At 73.0% G+C, this 17,982-nt stretch carries 15 protein-coding genes; 6 read left to right on the top strand and 9 right to left on the bottom strand.

Annotated features, from left to right (window positions below; translation table 11 throughout):
• Positions 1-8 precede the first annotated feature (8 nt).
• Positions 9-1,757, top strand: coding sequence for a fatty acyl-AMP ligase (locus tag ACSU6L_RS26490; RefSeq protein ID WP_437060690.1), 1,749 nt, complete (start codon positions 9-11; stop codon positions 1,755-1,757).
• A gap of 53 nt (positions 1,758-1,810) precedes the next feature.
• On the top strand, positions 1,811-3,046 hold the full coding sequence (locus tag ACSU6L_RS26485) for an acyltransferase domain-containing protein (RefSeq protein ID WP_437060688.1): 1,236 nt from the start codon (positions 1,811-1,813) through the stop codon (positions 3,044-3,046).
• A 16-nt stretch (positions 3,047-3,062) separates the two neighbouring features.
• Here the strand turns inward: ACSU6L_RS26485 and ACSU6L_RS26480 are convergent, their stop codons facing one another.
• The 4 genes from ACSU6L_RS26480 to ACSU6L_RS26465 all read right to left on the bottom strand — a co-directional run bounded on the left by ACSU6L_RS26480 (position 3,063) and on the right by ACSU6L_RS26465 (position 7,560).
• A complete protein-coding gene (locus ACSU6L_RS26480; RefSeq protein WP_365506377.1) occupies positions 3,063-3,671 on the bottom strand; it encodes a response regulator transcription factor in 609 nt (202 codons plus the stop codon).
• A 33-nt stretch (positions 3,672-3,704) separates the two neighbouring features.
• Positions 3,705-4,916: a sensor histidine kinase gene (locus ACSU6L_RS26475; RefSeq protein ID WP_437060686.1), complete on the bottom strand. Its 1,212-nt coding sequence runs from the start codon at positions 4,914-4,916 to the stop codon at positions 3,705-3,707.
• Positions 4,917-5,098: 182 nt separating this feature from the next.
• Complete coding sequence (locus ACSU6L_RS26470) at positions 5,099-7,342, bottom strand: TOMM precursor leader peptide-binding protein (RefSeq protein WP_437060684.1); 2,244 nt, start codon at positions 7,340-7,342, stop codon at positions 5,099-5,101.
• A complete protein-coding gene (locus ACSU6L_RS26465) occupies positions 7,339-7,560 on the bottom strand; it encodes a hypothetical protein (RefSeq protein ID WP_437060682.1) in 222 nt (73 codons plus the stop codon). Before ACSU6L_RS26465 ends, ACSU6L_RS26470 begins: the two co-directional genes overlap by 4 nt.
• 315 nt (positions 7,561-7,875) lie before the next feature.
• On the opposite strand from ACSU6L_RS26465, the gene ACSU6L_RS26460 reads away from it, so the two are divergent.
• From ACSU6L_RS26460 to ACSU6L_RS26445, 4 genes are all read left to right on the top strand, one after another.
• Positions 7,876-8,667: an AfsR/SARP family transcriptional regulator gene (locus tag ACSU6L_RS26460; RefSeq protein ID WP_073938863.1), complete on the top strand. Its 792-nt coding sequence runs from the start codon at positions 7,876-7,878 to the stop codon at positions 8,665-8,667.
• Between the two features lie 165 nt (positions 8,668-8,832).
• Positions 8,833-10,422, top strand: a complete 1,590-nt coding sequence (locus tag ACSU6L_RS26455) for an acyl-CoA carboxylase subunit beta (RefSeq protein ID WP_073938862.1) — start codon at positions 8,833-8,835, stop codon at positions 10,420-10,422.
• Positions 10,423-10,511: 89 nt separating this feature from the next.
• Positions 10,512-12,020, top strand: a complete 1,509-nt coding sequence (locus ACSU6L_RS26450; protein ID WP_437060679.1) for a hypothetical protein — start codon at positions 10,512-10,514, stop codon at positions 12,018-12,020.
• Between the two features lie 243 nt (positions 12,021-12,263).
• Positions 12,264-13,103 carry a UbiA family prenyltransferase gene (locus tag ACSU6L_RS26445; protein ID WP_437060677.1) on the top strand — a complete coding sequence of 280 codons (840 nt, stop codon included), beginning with the start codon at positions 12,264-12,266 and terminating at the stop codon, positions 13,101-13,103.
• Positions 13,104-13,178: 75 nt separating this feature from the next.
• On the opposite strand, the gene ACSU6L_RS26440 is transcribed toward ACSU6L_RS26445, so the two are convergent.
• From ACSU6L_RS26440 to metX, 5 genes are all read right to left on the bottom strand, one after another.
• Positions 13,179-13,913, bottom strand: a complete 735-nt coding sequence (locus ACSU6L_RS26440; protein ID WP_437060675.1) for a response regulator transcription factor — start codon at positions 13,911-13,913, stop codon at positions 13,179-13,181.
• 125 nt (positions 13,914-14,038) lie between these two features.
• The gene (locus ACSU6L_RS26435) at positions 14,039-14,971 is read right to left on the bottom strand and encodes a DMT family transporter (protein ID WP_437060673.1); all 933 of its coding nucleotides are present in this window, start codon (positions 14,969-14,971) and stop codon (positions 14,039-14,041) included.
• On the bottom strand, positions 14,968-15,903 hold the full coding sequence (locus ACSU6L_RS26430) for an ATP-grasp domain-containing protein (RefSeq protein ID WP_437060671.1): 936 nt from the start codon (positions 15,901-15,903) through the stop codon (positions 14,968-14,970). The genes ACSU6L_RS26435 and ACSU6L_RS26430 overlap by 4 nt, the downstream gene beginning before the upstream one ends.
• 18 nt (positions 15,904-15,921) lie before the next feature.
• Positions 15,922-16,668, bottom strand: coding sequence for an SDR family oxidoreductase (locus ACSU6L_RS26425; RefSeq protein ID WP_437060669.1), 747 nt, complete (start codon positions 16,666-16,668; stop codon positions 15,922-15,924).
• A gap of 196 nt (positions 16,669-16,864) precedes the next feature.
• The gene (gene metX, locus ACSU6L_RS26420) at positions 16,865-17,980 is read right to left on the bottom strand and encodes a homoserine O-acetyltransferase MetX (protein ID WP_437060667.1); all 1,116 of its coding nucleotides are present in this window, start codon (positions 17,978-17,980) and stop codon (positions 16,865-16,867) included.
• Positions 17,981-17,982 lie beyond the last annotated feature (2 nt).

Raw genomic sequence — 17,982 nt, 5'->3', positions numbered from 1 at the left:
GGTCCCACATGAGCGACTACCGGACGTTCACAGAACTGATGCTCGCGAGAGCGGAGGAGGCGCCGGAGCGCGCCGCTCTGCTTCTGCTGCCGGACAGCGACGACCGCGGCCGCCCCGCGACGGTCTCCTACCGCACGCTCGACGCCTCGGCCCGCCGCCTGGCCGGCCGGCTCCAGGCCGACGGTGTCGCCGGGGAGCCGGTGCTGCTGCTGCACGCCTCCCGGCGCCAGTTCGCCGTGTCGTTCCTGGCGTGTCTGTACGCGGGCGCGGTCGCCGTCCCGGTCCCCCCGTACGGCGGCCGCAGCCACCACGAGGAGCGGGTCGCGGGGATCGTCCGGCAGGCGTCCCCCCGCGCCGCCCTCACCGACGCCGCGCTGGCCCCGGACATCTCCCGGCTGCTGGCCCGGCACGGCCACGGCTCCATACCGTGCCTCGCCGCCGACGCGGCGCACGCGTCCACCGAGTGGCGGCTGCCCCGGCTGGACCGGGACACGCCGGCGTATCTGCAGTTCACCTCGGGTTCCACCGGCTGCCCGCACGGCGTGGTGGTCACCCACGGCAACCTGCTCGCCAACCAGGAGGCGCTGGCCGGGCTGCTCGGGGCGGGCCCCGGGTCCCGGATCGGCGGCTGGCTGCCCTTCCACCACGACATGGGGCTGGTCGGGCAGCTGCTGCATCCGCTGTGGCTCGGCGCGACCGCCGCGGTGCTGTCGCCGGAGGCGTTCGTCCGCCGCCCGGCGCGCTGGCTGGAGGCGATCGGGCGGTACGGCATCGAGGTGAGCGGCGCCCCCGACTTCGCGTACGACCTGTGCGTGCGGCGGGTCACCGACGAGCAGCTGGCGGGGCTGGACCTGTCGGGCTGGCGGGTGGCGGTGTCCGGCGGGGAGCCGGTGCGCGCCGAGACCCGGCGGGCCTTCGTCGAGCGGTTCGCGGGCGCCGGTCTGCGCCCGGAGGCGATGCACGCGGCGTACGGCCTGGCCGAGGCGACGCTGCTGGTCTCCGGCGGTCCCGCCGGGGCCGGTGAGCGCACGGTCGACGCGGATGCCCTGGAGAAGGGCCGGCTGAGCGAGCCCCAGCCGGGCCGGCCCACGCACACCCTGGTGTCCTGCGGCACGGCGGCGGGCGCGGCCGGCCGGGTGCTGGTCGTCGACCCGGAGTCCCGGGAGGTGCTGCCGGACGGGGAGGTCGGCGAGATCTGGGTGAGCGGTCCGGGCGTCGCGGACGGCTACTGGCGTGACCGGTCGGCGACGACGGAACGTTTCGGCGCCGTCACGGCCGACGGCGCGACGGGTCTGCTGCGCACCGGCGACCTGGGCGTCCTGGACGACGGGCGGCTGTATGTCACCGGCCGGCTGAAGGACGTGATCGTGATCGCGGGGCGCAACCTGTACCCGCAGGACCTGGAGCGCACGGTGCAGCGCGTCAGCACCCTGTTCGGCACGGGCAGCGCCTTCTCGGTGCCCGGCGAGCGCGAACGCGTGGTCGTGGTCCAGGAGTTGCGCACCCACCAGCGGTACACCCTCGATCTGGAGGAGCTGGCCAAGAACGTACGGCGCTGCCTCACCGAGGAGTTCGAGGTGGCCGTGGCCGGGGTACTGCTGGTACGGCCCGGCACCGTGCGGCGCACCACCAGCGGGAAGGTGGAGCGCGCCGCGATGCGCCGGCTGTTCCTGAACGGCGGGCTGCGGCCCGTGTACCAGTACCTCGACGACGACCTCGTGGCACCGGCGGGCCCGCGCCGCCGGACGCGGAGCTGACGCACAGACGGACAGACGGACAGCGACGGGGAACGGAAGGAAGGAGGCAGGACGTGAGCGCAGCGGCACCGGGCGACCCCGACGAGGGGGTCTTCGCCGCCTGGCTCGCCGAGCGGATCGGCGAGTACGCACGACGAGAGGTCCACCAGGACGAGGAGCTGTCCGAGTGGGGGCTCGACTCGGTCGCCCTGCTCGGCCTGTTCGGGGACATCGAGACGGAGTTCGGTCCGCTGCTCGACCCGGCGGACATCTGGGCCCACCCGACCGTCCGCGACCTCGCCCGCTATCTGGCGATGCGGCACGGCATGGGGCGGCACCCCGACCGGGTGCGGGCGGTGTTCGTGTTCACCGGGCAGGGCTGTCAGCACCCCCGGATGACCGCGGGCCTGCACGAGGCCCTGTCCGGGTACCGGCGCCATCTCGCCGAGGCCGACGAGGCGATCGGCCCGTATCTCGGCCGGTCGGTCCGCGAGCTGATCCTCGACGGCGATCCCCGGGTGCACCAGACGGCGCTGACCCAGCCGGCGCTGTTCGCCGTGGGATACGCCCTGGCGATGACGCTGCTGGAGGAGGAGGGGGTGCGCCCGGTGGCCGTGCTGGGGCACGGCACCGGCGAGGTCACGGCGGCGGTGGTCGCCGGGGCGCTGTCCCTGGAGGACGCCGCCCGGCTGGTGTGCTACCGCGGCTCCTACATGCAGTACCTGCCGTCCGGCGGCGGGATGATGGCGACCTGCGCCAGCCCGTTCGAGGCGGCGGACGCGGCGGCGGCGGAGCCGGAGGTGTCCATCGGCGCGTTCAACGCGGCCCGCGCCACCGTGCTGTCCGGCGCGGTCGACGGCCTGGAGCGGGTGCGGGAGCGGCTGGCGGCGGTGGGGATCGCCAGCACCTACCTGCAGGTGACACATGCCTTCCACTCGCCCCTGATGGAACCGGTGACGCCCCGCTTCGAGGCCGCGGCCCGCCATCTGACGGGCGGGGCGCCCCAGCTGCCGTACTACTCCACGGTGTACGGGCGGCGGTACGCCGAACCGCTGGCCGGCGACTACTGGACCGCGCAGATCACCGCACCGGTGCGGTTCGCCGACGCCGCCCGCCAGATGCTGGCCCAGCAGGCGCCCAGTCATGTCGTGGAGATCGGCCCGAAGGCGGTGCTCACGCCCTTCCTGCGGCGGATGTCCGGCGCCCGCGGCCCCGTGTGCCTGGCCGTGTGCCGCAGTCCGGAGACCAACGCGGTGGACCTGGCGGGCGTCCTGTCGAAGCTGAACGCGGGTCCCCTGGCGGAGATCTGACGCTCGCGGGGGACGCCTACGGGATCCAGCCGGCTTCCTCCGCGATCCGGATCGCGTCGATCCGGTTGCGGGCGTTCAGCTTGTCCACGATGGCCGTGAGGTAGTTCCGTACCGTGCCCTGGGTGAGGAAGAGATGGTCCGCGATCTCCGCCGCGTCGGCGCCGCGCGCCGCCAGCCGCAGCACCTGGGTCTCCCGCGGGGAGAGCGGGTTGTCCGGCGCCTCCCAGGCGCTGAGCGCGAGTTCGGGGTCGATGACCCGCTGGCCGACGGCGACCGACCGCACCGCCTGGGCCAGCCGGGACGGGGGCGAGTCCTTGAGCAGGAAGCCGGAGACCCGCGCGGCCATCGCCCGGCGCAGGGTCCCGGGCCGGCCGAGGCTGGTGAGGATGAGGGTGCGGCAGCCGGGCACCCGGTCGTGAAGTTCGGTGGCGGCGGTGAGGCCGTCGGTGCCGGGCAGGTCGATGTCGATGACGGCGACGTCGGGGCGGGTCTCCAGTGCCGACGGCACGATCAGGTCGCCGCGGTCCACCGAGGCGACGACCTGCAGATCCGGTTCCAGCTCCAGCAGGGCGACCAGCGCGCCCCGGACCATGTGCACGTCCTCGGCAAGCAGGATCTTCACCAAGAGCATTCATTCCCCCGTTGTGTACGTGGCCGCTCAGACGGCGCGTCTGTCCGCCTGCCCGGTCCAGGTCGCCGCCGACTCGGCAACCGGTTGCCCCCGCGGCGGCACGAGCTCCGCGGCGTCTTTCTTGGGCGGGGTGGCCGGGGCCACCGCCGTCAGCCGGAACCGGTCGCCCGGGACGACGCCCGCGGTCAGCTCGCCGCCGATCGCGGCGAGCCGGGTGTGCAGGTTGCCGAGCCCGCTGCCCCGGTCCGGCGAGGCGGCCCGGTTCCCCGTCGTGACACCGTCGTTGACGAGGTCCAGCCGCACCGTCTCCCCCACCGTCTGCACCTCGATGGTGCAGGACTGCACCTTGCTGTGCCGGAGGATGTTCGTGACGCCCTCGCGCAGCGCGGTCGCGAGCACGGTGTCCACGAGCGGGTGGAGTCTGCCGCACCGGATGTCCAGGCGGACGTCGACGTCGGCCGCCGCCATCACCTCGGCCACCGACTCGGCTTCCGCCTCCAGCGACATGTCCCGGTAGCCGCTGGCCACGAGCCGTACGTCGGCGAGCGCCTGGCGGGCGACCCCGAGCACGGAGGCGACCTCGTCGCGGGCCCGCTCGGGGTTGACCGGGACCAGGCGGTGGATCAGCTCGCTCTTGAGCGTGATCGCGGAGAGGCTGTAGCCGAGCAGGTCGTGCAGGTCGCGGGCGAACCGCAGGCGTTCCTGGGTGACGGCCATCCTGGCCATCTCGGCGCGGGTCTCGTGGACTTCGCGGACGAGCTCGGTGAGCCGGGTCAGGCCGTAGATGACGAGTCCGGTCAGGGCGGTGGAGATGGTGTAGTAGCCGGTGTCCCGGGCGGACAGCCCCTCGGCGAGCGACCAGCCGAGGATCACCAGCGGCATGGCGCTGTAGCAGAGCCATGCGATGCGGCCGGGGAAGAGGAGGAGAATCGATCCGGCGAGCGGTCCCGCCATGCTTCCCCAGATCACCCCCAGCCACACCATGGGTCCGAAGATGAGGGACGTCTGCGCGGCGAGCGTGAGCGCCTTGCGGCGGGTGGACCATCTGCGCGCCCCGCGCGAGGTGAGCAGCAACTGGATGACGTAGAGCAGGATCACCGCGACCCAGCAGACGACCAGGCCGAAGGTCCCGGTCACGACCTCGTGCACGTTGAACAGGGTGACGAGGCCGTAGCCGGAGAAGACCGCCGCGCTGACACCGTGTGCGAGACGGGGTGCCAGCAGATCCCTGTGGGGCACGCCCCTCCCGGCGTCCGGACGCATACCCTCCGCTAAGCCGTTGCCGCGAATGAGGTCGTTGTCCGATATCCGGAAACGGCCCGCCATGTGTCGACTCCTCGCGTGGAATTGGGGAGTTTGCGTGACCGAACTATAAGCCGACACATGCCGGGTTCGGGACCTGTACAGCACCTTCACGGGGTCTACAACATCAACGGCAGGGGGTTGAGCGCGTCGTAGCAGGTGGGACGGTCGAGAAGCCCCATGGTCACCGGCACCTCGTACAGCCGCCCCGGCGCGAATCGGGCGTAGAACGGCCGCAGGCCGGGCACCAGCACCTTCACCGCCGGGATCCCCACGTCCGGGCGGGTCTGGTCCAGCACCAGGAGTTCCATGCCGTGCGCCGTCACCAGGGAGCGGATGTCCTCGATGTCGGCGAGCAGGTCGTCGTGGCGGTGGGGCCGGCGCCACGAGCCGGGCGTGCGCTCCGCCTGCCCGGGGTCGGGCAGCAGATACGGCAGGTCCTGAGCGCACGGCGTGGACCCCGCGGCCACGGCGGGCAGCATCTGGACCATCTCGGTCAGCGCCCGGCGCAGTGCCAGCCGCGGATCGAGGTGCGCCCCGAAGCCGTACACGGTCTGTCCGGCGCCGCCGTCCGCGCCGCGTGAGGCCGCCACGACGACGGGGATGCCGAGGTCCGAGGTGAGGTCGAGCGCCCAGACCCGGCGGCCGGCCCGGGCGAGGGCGTCCCGCAGGCCGGCGAGCCAGGGCTCGTCGAAGGCGTCGAGGTCGACGCCCGGCCGCCGGAGGCGGTTGTACCACCACAGGGCCACCGCGTCCCGCTCGACGAGTTCGAGGAAGCCCTGTACGACGGCGTCCTCCAGGCTGGTGCCGGCCGCGTTGCCGTTGGAGTCGGCCCACAGCCCGTCCGCGGCGCCGCCCGGCGCCGAATGGAAGTACAGCGTGGAGGTGGGCAGCAGCCGGTGGGTGTGGCCGGTGAGGGACCACACCGGCGTCCACTCGGTGGCCGCTTCGGCGTCGAAGGGCGCGCTCACCTGGTGGAACGCCGTGTGGGAGGCGTTCCACCGGCCGCGCTCGGCGTACTGCCGCTCGTGGTACAGCTGGTAGGTGTTCGGGTGGACGGCCGCCTCGCCGAGGCCGCTCAGCGAGTCGGTGATCGTCAGCTCGTCGCCCTGACGCGCGGCGCAGTAACGTTCCACCGCCTCGCCCAGGGCACTGGCCCGCGCCTCGGTCGCCGTCGCCCCCTTGCCCGAGCTGCGCGCCCGCAGCACCTTCTGCACCCCGGCCGCCGAATGCCCGCTCAGCGCGAGATTGTGCCCGGAGTCGTAGGCGTGCAGGCCCTCGGGCAGCCCCGCCATGGGGCGTACGTCCGGCACGATGCCGGTGACCGGTCCGACGAGGTGGCCGTAGCGGTCGAGCATCTGCGCGGCGGACAGCGCCCGGTCGTTGCTGCCGGAACCGCCGGCCTTGCGCCGGGAGACCGGCACCACCGGCCGCCGTGTCCGCTCGGCGACCAGCGAGGGGTCCCCGCACGACGGGCACTGCGGCCGCCGTCGCACCGGGTGGTGCGTGGTGTGCAGGGTGAGGCTGTCCAGCACACAGACCGCGCGCTGTTCCGGACACCGCAGCCCGGCCAGCCACTTGGCCGTCTCCAGCACGGCCCCGTGCACGCCCATGGCCCGGACGGCGGCCAGCGAGGGCGCCGGGGCGGGCGCGGGACCGCCGAGGACGGCGGCCTGCCGCAACGACAGTTCGCCGCGGCGGTGCTCCCGCAGCCGGTGCGCCAGGCAGGACCAGCACGCGGCGTCCGAGCCCGGCTCGAAGACCGGCCCGGTCCACGGCTCGGCCGCGAACGGCCTGGCCAGCAGCCACGGCCGGCCCGCGGCCCGCAACCGGGCCGCGACGACGGCCAGTTCGGGCGACAGGTAGTCGTCGCACAGCACGAGGGCGAAGGGCGCGTCGGCGTCCGCCGCGACCGCGGTGATCCCGGAGGCGCGGCACGCGGCCCGGGCCGCCTCGCCGTCCACGTCTCCGACACCGATCAGCGCCACCGGCGTACCGCGCACCGTGCCCTCGGCGACGGATCCGTCCAGACCGGCCCGGTCCCAGTACGCCTCGGCCGGCTCGCTCTCGCCCTTCGGACCCGGGACGCCATGGCGGTAACCCACCAGGTTGGCCTGGGCCAGGCGGCGCACCACCAGACCCGCCTCGGCGGCGGGCATCGCCGTCGCGGCGTCCCGGAGCAGCTCGGACAGGGTACGGCTGCCGTCGAGCAGCGACACCAGAGCCTCGGCGCCCGCTCCCCGCACGGCTGTCAGGTCCTTGTCGGACCACATGAACACGGCCTCCCCCGGGACCGACACGGCCCGCACATGGCGCTTGAGCGCCACGAACGGGCCGTCGGCCGGAACGTGTCCTCCGGTCACGCACCCGCCTGGGTGAGGTCGCCGGCGAAGATGCACCATCCGGCCTCCGTCACATCGGCGGCGGTCAGGTTCTCCACCCTGACGGACTCCCCGCCGGCCGGCTCGAACTGCGCGAGCAGCGCGTCGAGGTCCGCGTCCAGCCGCCCGCCCGTCCGGGTCTCCAGCCCGGTCCGCGCCGCGAGTTCCGCGAAGCGAAGGTCTTCTTCGGTGACGTTCATACCTACCCCCAAGAGATGAACAAGCCGATCACGAGTGAAATGCTGCCGAACGTACGCTGAGGTACAGCCCCGCGAGAGCCGCGGGGAAAGGAACCCGCCGACCGGATCGCGTCGGCGTCTGGGTCGGAAGTCTGCGTCCGGAACTCCGGCGTCCGTCAGTGCGACACTCACTGGCGACCCATGACATTTTCATGATTACGGTCGTGCTTCGCTCACTGGGCCGCGAACCGCCCGCGATGGGAACCTCGGGAACCTGAGTCCGCAAGGCCGCCATGGGTACGCCGGCGGCCGTGACCCAACGGGGAGAGGACACCGATGGAGATCCAGGTCCTGGGGTCGCTCGCCGCGCAGGAGCGCGGCGTCTCAGTGGTACCGAGTGCTGCCAAGCCCCGCCAGTTGCTGGCGCTGCTCGCCCTGCACGCCGACCGAGTGGTGTCGGTACCCACACTGATGGAGGAGATCTGGGGCGAGAGCATCCCCCGCAGCGCCTCCACCACACTGCAGACGTACGTCCTGCAGCTCCGCCGCAGGATCACCGCCGCGCTGGACGGTGACCCGCGGCACGCGAAGGACGTCCTGGTCACCCGGTTCGGCGGCTATCTGCTCCAGGTGCAGCCGGGCCGCGTGGACGCCCACGAGTTCGAGCGGCTCGCCGTGAACGGCGGCACCGCCTTCGAGCTCGGCGACTACCGCATGGCCTCCGACCTGCTGCGCCGCGCGCTCGCCCTCTGGCAGGGCCCGGCGCTGGTCGACGTACCGGCCGGTTCGGTGCTGGAGCTGGAGGTGCTGCGGCTGAACGAGGAGCGCACCACCGCTCTGGAGCGGCGCATCGAGGCGGACCTGCGGCTCGGCCGGCACGCCGAAGTGGTGCCGGAACTGCGGGTGCTGGCCGCCCGCCACCCGCTCCACGAGGGCTTCTGCGCCCAGCTGATGCGTGCCCTGCACCGCAGCGGCGGCAGCTGGCGCGCCCTGGAGGCGTACCAGCGCCTGCGCGGCTCCCTGGTCCGCGAGCTGGGCCTGGAGCCGTCCGCCACCCTCCAGGAACTGCACCAGGCGGTGCTCTCCGGCGACCCGGACCGCGCGCTGTACCCGGCCACGGCGGACTGAACCGGCCCTCCCGCCCGCACCCCCCGCACCTGCCTCACCCCCCACCGCACGACCCCGCACGGCCGATACGCGGCCCGAGCCGGGCCGTCCCCGATCAGGCGGCAGTCGAGCCGTGTTCGAGGAGACGTACCGAAGGGTTCGAGAGCGGACTCCTACGGTGCCGCAATGACGACCTTCGACGAACTGCTCGCCATCGCCCCCGCGCCTGATCTACGCCGCTCCACCGACGAGTTGACACGGCTGAAGGAGGAGCTGAGCCGCGGCCCCGACCCGGACGCCACGCGGCGCCAGCACGCCAAGGGCAAGCTGACCGCCCCCGAGCGCCTCCGGCTCCTCTTCGACGAGGGCACGTTCACCGAGATCGAGCCGCTGCGCCGGCACCGCGCCACCGGCTTCGGCCTGGAGGACCGCAAGCCGCACGGCGACGGAGTGGTGATCGGCTGGGGCCTGGTCCACGGCCGTACGGTCTTCGCCTACGCCCACGACTTCCGGGTCTTCGGCGGCGCCCTCGGCGAGGCCCACGCCCAGAAGATCCACAAGGTGATGGACCTGGCGGAGGCGGCCGGAGCGCCCATCGTCGGACTGAGCGACGGCGCCGGCGCCCGCATCCAGGAAGGCGTCACGGCACTCGCCGGCTACGGCGGCATCTTCCGCCGCAACACCCGCTCCTCCGGGGTGATCCCGCAGATCAGCGTCATCCTCGGCCCGTGCGCGGGCGGCGCCGCCTACTCCCCCGCCCTCACCGACTTCGTGTTCATGGTGCGCGGCACCGCCCAGATGTTCATCACCGGCCCGGACGTCGTCCAGGCGGTGACCGGCGAGAAGATCACCCACGACGGCCTCGGCGGCGCCGACGTGCACGCCGGACTGTCGGGCGTGTCCGGCTTCGCCTACGACGACGAGGCCGAATGCCTGGCCGATGTCCGTCACCTGCTGTCGCTGCTCCCGCAGAACAACCGAGAACTGCCGCCCGCCGTACGCTCCGACGACCCCGCCGACCGCCGCACCGACGCGCTGACCACCCTGGTGCCGGCGGACCCGCAGCAGGCGTACGACATGCGCACGGTGATCGAGGAGATCGTCGACGACGGCGAGTACTTCGAGGTCCACGAGGCCTGGGCGCGCAACGTGGTGTGCGCGCTGGCCCGGCTGGACGGGCAGGTCGTCGGCGTGATCGCCAACCAGCCCGCGGCGCTCGCCGGCGTCCTCGACATCCACGGCTCCGAGAAGGCCGCCCGGTTCGTGCAGACCTGCGACGCCTTCAACATCCCCCTCGTCACCCTGGTCGACGTGCCCGGCTTCCTGCCCGGCGTGGACCAGGAGCACGGCGGCATCATCCGCCACGGCGCGAAGCTGCTGTACGCCTACTGCAACGCGACCGTGCCCCGGATCTCGCTGGTCGTGCGCAAGGCGTACGGCGGCGCCTACATCGTCATGGACTCCCGCTCGATCGGCGCCGACCTCTCCTTCGCCTGGCCGACGAACGAGATCGCCGTGATGGGCGCGGAGGGCGCGGCGAACGTGGTGTTCCGCCGGGAGATCGCCGCCTCCGACGACCCGGAGACCACCCGCGCGCGGCTCATCAAGGAGTACAAGGCGGAGCTGATGCACCCGTACTACGCGGCCGAGCGCGGCCTCGTCGACGACGTCATCGACCCGGGTGAGACCCGCGCGGTGCTGATCCGCTCCCTCGCGATGCTGCGCGCGAAGCACGTCCCGCTGCCGGAGCGCAAGCACGGCAACCCGCCGATGTGAGGGGCGGTGCCCCGGCCGGAAGTTGACCATGACACTCGTGTGCCCCTTACCCTGCCACCCGCCGGAGGTGGTGGCAGGAGGGGGGAACGATGGTGCAGGGACGCTATGACCAGCGGGTGCGCGTCTTCGTCGAGGTCAGGGGCGGGGAGGACGACTGGCAGGAGGCCGAGGACCGGTTCGCCCGGCACGACTGGCCGGTTCGTTCGCACCACCCGGCCGGGCAGGGCCCCCTGGGGAGCGCCGTCGAACCCGACCCCGGCTCGCGCGTCTATCAGATCGAGGTACGTCTCTTCGGCATCGCGAGGGGTTGCGACCGAGGCGCCGCCGAACGGGTCCGCAAGATGGCCCGGGCCGCGCGGCTGGAGGCGTACGTACTGCGCGCCGAGCACCTGCACCGGGACCGGCAGACGCGCTCGGCGTGGCGCGTCATCGACGCGCGGCGCAGACGGCTCGCCCTGCGCTCCTCCTGGCGCAGGCACTTCGCCGGCTGGGCGCTGACGCGCGGCTCCTATGACGCCGGAGGCATGGTCACCGGCCCCGCGGGCCAGGCGCTGCGCCTGGCCCGCGCCGGGCAGCGGGGGGATCCCTCCGCGGTGGCCGTGCGGCCGCTGGACGGCATGTGGAAGGACCCGGTGCGGCGGTGGCCGGAGGAGGAGGGCGAGCGCCGGACCGTCCACGCGGTCGCGTGGGCCTTGGTACCGGCCCTCGCGCTGGTCTGCGCCTCCCACGCCGTCCCGGCGAGCTGGTGGTTCTGGGGGCTGCTGACGGCCGTCGGCGTCGCGGGGACCGCACGGGCCGGCTGGCGGCTGTTCCCCGACGGCCGGATGATGGGCGCCGTCCTGGTCCTGGCCGCGTCCGGCTTCTTCACTGCGGGCGCCCTGGGGCTCGTCGGCGGTGACGGCTGGCGGCCGTCGGACGTTTTCTACCTCGCCCTGGTCCTGGGGGTCGTCACCGGACTGTGGCTGCTGGTGCGGCAGTGGACGTGGGGCGAGTGGGTCGCGTGGGCCGTCCCGCTCGTGGTCACCGTCGTGGTGTCGAGCTTCGTGGCCGCGGGCTCCGTGCTCCACGCCCTGTACGCCGACGAGCTGGACCTGAGCACGAGCGATCTCGACGTCCCGCCCATCTGGCAGTTCCTCGCCGCGCTGAAGCTGCTGTCGATCCTGGCCTACGTGCTGCTGGTCCCCGCCTGGTGGGGCGTGGCCCGGCACCGCCACCACTTCTACGCGGCACCCGGCGAACGCACCAACGTCGTCCTGCACATGGCCGTCTTCCTCGCCATCCTGGCCGTCACCGGCGGCTACGCGCTGGACTCGGCGGGCAGGGCGGCGGAACGCACCAAGGCCGCCGCCGAGCGCGGCGAGACACCGCCTCCGTACTTCGGCGTCGAACCGTCCTGGACGTGCGTGCGCACCACGACCGCCCTGCGCGGCGTGGCCGGTGAGGGCCCCGCCCTGGACCCGGACCGCCCCTACCTGCTCATCAACGTCGCGGGCGGCACGGCCGTCCTGTGGGACCAGGCCACCGACGAGCCGGTGAAACTGCCCGCGGGCAAGGCTTGGCTGGTGCCCGCCGAGGGGGGCGGGGACAAGTGCCGGTGACCATCGGACGTGCGCAAAACCCCTGAGAACAGGGGCGGTTGAGGGCACGGTGGTACACCCCGTGTACGCCGATGGTTGTATGGCGGGGGCTGTGAGCCGATTCCTAGGGTTGCTCCCGTGATCAATCTCAGTGGGCAAGCGATCGCCACCAGGCCGGCTCAAGTCCTGGATCTCCGCTGGCACGCCACGTGGCAGTCCCTGGCGGAAACGGTTCGCCTCTGTTGGCGGGAGGCACGACCGGTCGTGCAGGTGGCCTTCCTCCTGCGGTTCGTGGTGGGTGTGGTGTCGGCGGCGCAACTGCCGCACTCCCTGGCGCGGCCCGCGCTCGGCATGGTCTCCCTGTGGTGCGCTGTGGCCTGCGCGTATCTCCTCAACGGCGTCGCCGACGTCCACGAGGACCGGGCCAACGGCTCACAGCGGCCGATCGCCCGCGGCGACCTCCCCGAGCGCACCGCCGCCAACGCCACCGTCCTGCTGGCCTGCGCCGCCCTGTTGCTGGCCGGACTCACGGGGCCGGGCACCGTGGCGTGGACGGCCGCCTTCCTGGTGCTGGGCTGGGCGTACTCGGCCGACCCGGTGAAGGCGAAGTGCTCCAGCGGGCGCTGCGCGGTGGTGGTGTTCGGGCTGGGCGCGACCGCCTACGGGGCCGGTGTCTCGGCGTCCGGGAGCGGCTGGACCGCCACGGGCGTGCTGGTCGCCGGGGTGATGTCGGCCTGGATGGCCCTGGTGGGCGCCGTGGTCAAGGACCTGGGCGACGTCACCGGGGACGCGGCCGGCGGCCGGCGCACCGTCGCGGTCGTGCACGGTGCGCGGGCCGCCCGGGCCCTGGCGGTCGCCGGTGCGCTCGCGGTCGGCACGGCCGCACCGGCGCTGGCCCTGCTGTGGGCGCCGACCGCCCTGGTGGTCGCGGTGCCGGTGGCGCTCGGGGCGGCGTGGGTGGTCGTCCGGGTGGTACGGGCCGCCCGCCACGCGCACGCCGACCGGCTGCGGCGGCGCGGCGCCTACCGGGCCTTCATGGTCACCCAGTACGTCGCGAACCTGAGCGCGATGCTCGGCCTGGGCCTGGCACCGACCCTCGTCTGACCACCCGCCGGCCCCGGCCGCGCGACACCCGCACCATCTGTGATCACCCCGACCGCGCCGCACCGAGCGGCGCGGTCAGCTCTGTCCCGGGAACGTCTTGTTGAGGGCCTGCACCCGCGAGTTGATGCCCAGCTTGCGGTAGGCGTTGTGCAGATGCCGTTTGACGGTCGCCTCGGTGATCTCGAAGCGCCGGCTGATCTGCCGGTTGGTCAGCCCCTCCCGCACCGCTTCGAGGATCTCCCGTTCCCGCAGCGTGAGCAGCTCCAGGGCCTGCGCCTCCGCGTCCGCCGCGGGCGCGGTCGCCTCCCCGGATCCACGTTCCGGGCGCTCCGGACGGTCCGCGCTCTCCGGCCGGCCGGCCGGGCCCGCCGGCCGTGCGGCCTCCTCGTATCCGCGGATCCCCTGGTAGAGACGCATTCCGGTGGCCGTACGGAAGGCGGTGCTGATCTCCTGCTGCACCGCGTGCCGTTCCCCGGGCGCCAGAGCCGCGGCCCGGGCGACCGCGTCCTGCATGGCCTCCCAGAGCACCTCCGCCGCCCGCACCGACTCGGAGACCGGGATCTGCTGGGTGACGCGGTGCGCCCCTAGGAGCCGGGAGTACTCCCCGACCCCCGTGACCTCCACCGGCCGTCCGGTCTCCAGCGACTGCGCGCACTCGGCCACGATGTTCCGGGCCTGGTAGCGGCACTGCTGCCAGGCGTCCTCACGCGTCGCGAGCGGGCTGCTCAGCCGCGTCAGCGCCGCGTGGTACGCCTCGACGATCTCGGCTGTGGCGGTTCGGAGTTGCTCTGCGGCTGCCTGACGGCTCAACGATGCGTCCTTCCCCCGGGTCATGATCGCGGAGAAAAGTAGCACCCGCCCGCAGCGGAGAGAACAGGCCGTTCGAGGGGCGAGAAGACAGCGGTCCGCCCCCCGGCCGGGGGGCGGACCCGCGCTCAGGACGCCCTGGCCCGTTGGGTGACGACGATGCAGGTGAGCACGATGACCGCGGTCAGCGGAACGGCCGCGCCGATCTCCTCACCGAGCAGCAGCACCGCCCACACGAGCGTCAGCAGCGGCTGCGCGAGCTGGAGCTGGCTGGCCCGGGCGACGCCGATGAGGCCCATGCCCTTGTACCAGACGACGAACCCGCCGAACTGCGAGACGGCGGCGATGTACGCCATGCCGACCAGCGCCTTGCCTGTGAGGTGCACCGGCTCGTGCGGCAGCGCCCACAGGGACACGGCCAGGTTGACCGGCGCGGCGAGCACCACGCCCCAGGCGATGACCCGCCAGCCCGGCATATGGGCGGACAGCCGACCGCCGAAGGCGTATCCGGCCGCGCAGACCACGAGCGCGCCGAAGAGATAGAGGTCGGCGACGGTCGGTGTGCCGTGGTTCTGCGTGAGCGTGAAGGTGATCACGGTGGCCCCGCCGGTCAGGGCCGCGGCCCAGAACACCTTGGAGGGCCGGCGCCGGGTCAGGACCGCGGAGAACGCGGCCGTGGCCATCGGCAGCGCCCCGATGACGATCGCCGAGTTGGCCGTGGAGGAGGTCTGCAGGGCGAGCGTGGTGAGCAGCGGGAACCCGATCGCGCAGCCGCCCGCGACGACAGCGAGCGCGGGCCAGTCGGCGCGGGCCGGCAGCGGCGCCCGCGTGACCAGGAGGGCGATGAGCGCGATGACGGCGGCGAGCACCCCGCGCACCCCGATGGCGCTCCACGGCCCGAATCCGTCGAGGGCCCACACCGTGCCGGGGAAGCTGAAGGAGAAGCTCACCACCCCGAGCGCCGCGTACAGGGTGCCGCGCGGCACCACCGAGGGGGCGGGCCCGGCGGGGAGCTGGGCGGCGGGGGCGGGGGCACTCGCCTTGGTGGTCGTGGTGGTCATCGGTCACTCCGGTCTCGGTCGGTCTCGGCAAGGTCTTCCAGTCGTACGGCGATGGCCTCGGCGAACCGCGCCGCGGAGCCCTTCGCGAAGGGCATGCTCAACGACGGTTCGCACACCTCCAGTTCGAGGAGCACGGGCCTGCCGTCGCCGTCCCGGATGAGGTCGACGCGGCCGTACAGCAGGGGCTTGTCCAGCTCCAGGCGGTCCACCACCGCCGCCAGCGCGGCCGAGGCGACGGCCCGTTCGTCCTCGGCGGCGTCCCGCGCGGTGCGGGCGTCCTGGGTGGGGGCGTCGACGGTACCGTCCGGCAGGAGCAGCGCCCGCTTGCGGATGGCGTGGCTGTAGACGCCGTCGAAGTAGACGAGGTCCGTCTCGCCGTCGCGGTCGATGGCGTCCAGATAGGGCTGGATCAGCGCGTCGCACCCCTGCTGGAGCAGCTTGGCGATGTGCCGGGTGGCGTCGGCCTCCTGGCCGCGGGAGTACCGCTGCACGTCCCGCGAGTAGGCGCCGACGGTCGGCTTCACCACGTACTCCCCCGCGTCGGGGTGTCGTTCGAGGAAGGCGCGCAGCGCGTCGGCCGGATCCGCCTCGGGGGCCACGAAGCTGCTCGGTACGACCGGCACCCCGGCGGCGTCCAGATCGCCGAGGTAGCTCTTGTCGAGGTTCCAGCGCACCACCGGCAGCGGGTTGAGCAGATGCGTCACGGCGGTGACGCGCTCGCACCAGCTGAGGAAGCGCGGCAGCTGCTCGACATAGCTCCACGGGGAGCGCAGCAGCACGGCGTCGAAGCCGCCCCAGTCGATCTCCGGGTCCTCCCAGCTGCATATCTCGGCCCGCAGGCCCCTTGCCTGGCACGCCTCCAGCAGCAGCGGCATGTCGTAGTCGATCGGAAGGCTGGTCATATCGGTGGCCAGGGCCACGTAATTGCCCATCGAGAGTTCTCCAGTGAATTACCAGGGGACGGTTGCGCCGCGGTGGGTGTAGGTGCCGGTCGGTCCGTCGTCGTCGAGCAGCGCCATCGCCACGCCGGTCCGTGCGCCGTCGGGGATCTCCAGCTCGCCCTCGCCGTCGTTCATGCCGGTCCTGGTGTAGCCGGGGTGGACGGCGTTCACCTTGACCGGGGTGTCGCGCAGCTCGTAGGCGAGGTGGACGGTCCATGAGTTGACCGCGCTCTTCGAAGCGCTGTAGGCGGGAAGGGACTTGAACATGTCGCTGTAGGCGTAGGAGTCCGGGTCGCCGTGGGTGCCGATCGAGCCGAGCAGGCTGGACAGGTTGACGACGCGCCCGGCCGGGGAGCGCAGCAGCAGCGGCAGGAAGGCGCGGGTCACCTCGACGACGCCGAACAGGTTGGTGTCGAAGGTCTCGCGCCACTGGGCCAGGGGCTGCTGCGAGGGCTTCCTGCCGTACTCCTCGACCCGGATGGCGGCGTTGTTGACGAGGATGTCCAGGCGGCCGTACGTCCGCTCCACCTCGGCGGCGGCCTCCCGGATGCTGTCGGTGTCGGTCACGTCGAGCACGAGCGGCTCCACCGCGAGGCCGGCGCCGCGCAGTTCCCCGGCCGCCGCGGCGACCGCTTCCCGGTCCCGTCCGGCGAGCAGCACCCGCACGCCCTCGGCGGCGAGCTGGCGTGCCGTCTCGTATCCGATGCCGCGGTTGGCACCGGTGACGAGGGCCAGCCTGGACGTCTGGTCGGACATGGCAGGTCTCCGTAGGTCTTCGGTAGCGGTAGGGCTAGGGGGTGTCTCGTCGATCAGGCCGGATCAGGGAGCGGCGTCTGGTGCCGTGCATCGCAAGGCGGAGGAGGGAGTCGATGCGGAGCATCGGCGAGTGACGACAACGCGGCGAGGCGCGGTGCCAGGCGCCGCGAGCCCGGCGTGATCGGCGAGACGCCCCCTAGAGCGTGGTGAGGAACTTGGCGACGGGGGTGCCGAAGCGGTCGATGTCGACGAGGAAGGCGTCGTGGCCCTCCTCCGACTCCAGGGCCAGGAACGCGGTGTCCGTGCCGCCGGCGGCGAGCCCGTCGGCGATCTCCCGCTGCTGCCGCAGGGGGAACAGGATGTCGGTCTCGACCCCGATCACCAGCGCCTTCTCCAGCCATATCCGGGCGAGCGCCCGCGCGGTCGTGGTGGCGCAGGACTCGCCGAGGTCGAACCGGTCCATGGCGCGGCTGAGGAAGAGATAGCTGTTGGGGTCGAACCGGCGGGCGAACTTGCGGGCGTGGCAGTCGAGATACGCCTCGACCTCGAACTCCGGCCCGAACGGATCGTCGTCCGTACGGCGTTCGGCGGCGATGCGGCTGCGGCCGAAGCGGTTGTCCCACTCCCGGGCCGAACGGTAGGTCGTCATGCCCAGCTTGCGGGCCGTGAGCATGCCGCGGTGCGGGTAGGTCGCGCTGTCGTACCGGCCCTCGTTCCACTGCGGGTCGAAGCGGATCGCCTCGCGCTGCAGCGAGCGGATCGCCGTCGCGAACGGCAGCGAGTTCGCCGCCCCGCAGATGTTCAGATGGGCGCGGGCCAGCCCGGGGTGGCGGGCCAGCAGGGACAGCGCGCTCATGCCGCCCATGGAGGTGCCGACGACACACGCCAGCCGCTCGACGCCCAGGGCGCGTACGGTGTGGGCCGCCGCGTCGGCGACGTCCTCCATGGACAGTTCCGGGAAGTCCGGGCCGTACGGCCGCCCCGTACCGGGATCGGTCGAGGCGGGCCCGGTCGAACCCTTGCAACTGCCCAGCGCGTTCACGCAGATCACGAACCAGCGGTCGGTGTCGACCGGCTTGCCCGGCCCCACCATGGCCTCCCACCAGCCGGGGCTCGGGTCCTGCGGATGGGAGGCGACATGGCTGTCGGGAGACAGGCCGGTGAGGACCAGGACCGCGTTGTCGCGTTCCGGGGTGAGCCGTCCGACGGTCTCGTACGCCACGCGCGCGCCGTTCAGCGTCCCGCCGCGCCGCAGGGTGAACTCGGCGGGAAGGTCCACGAACCGGGCGGCCGGGGGGACGAATTCCCTCATCA

Origin of the sequence: Streptomyces sp. enrichment culture (assembly GCF_964272855.1) — a bacterium.
Lineage (GTDB): Bacteria > Actinomycetota > Actinomycetes > Streptomycetales > Streptomycetaceae > Streptomyces.
The sequence above is the reverse complement of the archived record's forward strand: the minus strand, read 5'-3'. Positions and strand labels throughout refer to the sequence as shown.

What these genes read in the sequence shown, in the direction of transcription:
- ACSU6L_RS26490 (WP_437060690.1), top strand. Translation starts at nt 9, where the DNA reads ATGAGCGACTACCGGACGTTCACAGAACTGATGCTCGCGAGAGCGGAG.
- ACSU6L_RS26465 (WP_437060682.1), bottom strand. Translation starts at nt 7,560, where the DNA reads ATGAACGTCACCGAAGAAGACCTTCGCTTCGCGGAACTCGCGGCGCGG.
- ACSU6L_RS26460 (WP_073938863.1), top strand. Translation starts at nt 7,876, where the DNA reads ATGGAGATCCAGGTCCTGGGGTCGCTCGCCGCGCAGGAGCGCGGCGTC.
- ACSU6L_RS26455 (WP_073938862.1), top strand. Translation starts at nt 8,833, where the DNA reads ATGACGACCTTCGACGAACTGCTCGCCATCGCCCCCGCGCCTGATCTA.
- ACSU6L_RS26450 (WP_437060679.1), top strand. Translation starts at nt 10,512, where the DNA reads ATGGTGCAGGGACGCTATGACCAGCGGGTGCGCGTCTTCGTCGAGGTC.
- ACSU6L_RS26435 (WP_437060673.1), bottom strand. Translation starts at nt 14,971, where the DNA reads ATGACCACCACGACCACCAAGGCGAGTGCCCCCGCCCCCGCCGCCCAG.
- ACSU6L_RS26430 (WP_437060671.1), bottom strand. Translation starts at nt 15,903, where the DNA reads ATGGGCAATTACGTGGCCCTGGCCACCGATATGACCAGCCTTCCGATC.
- ACSU6L_RS26425 (WP_437060669.1), bottom strand. Translation starts at nt 16,668, where the DNA reads ATGTCCGACCAGACGTCCAGGCTGGCCCTCGTCACCGGTGCCAACCGC.
- metX (WP_437060667.1), bottom strand. Translation starts at nt 17,980, where the DNA reads ATGAGGGAATTCGTCCCCCCGGCCGCCCGGTTCGTGGACCTTCCCGCC.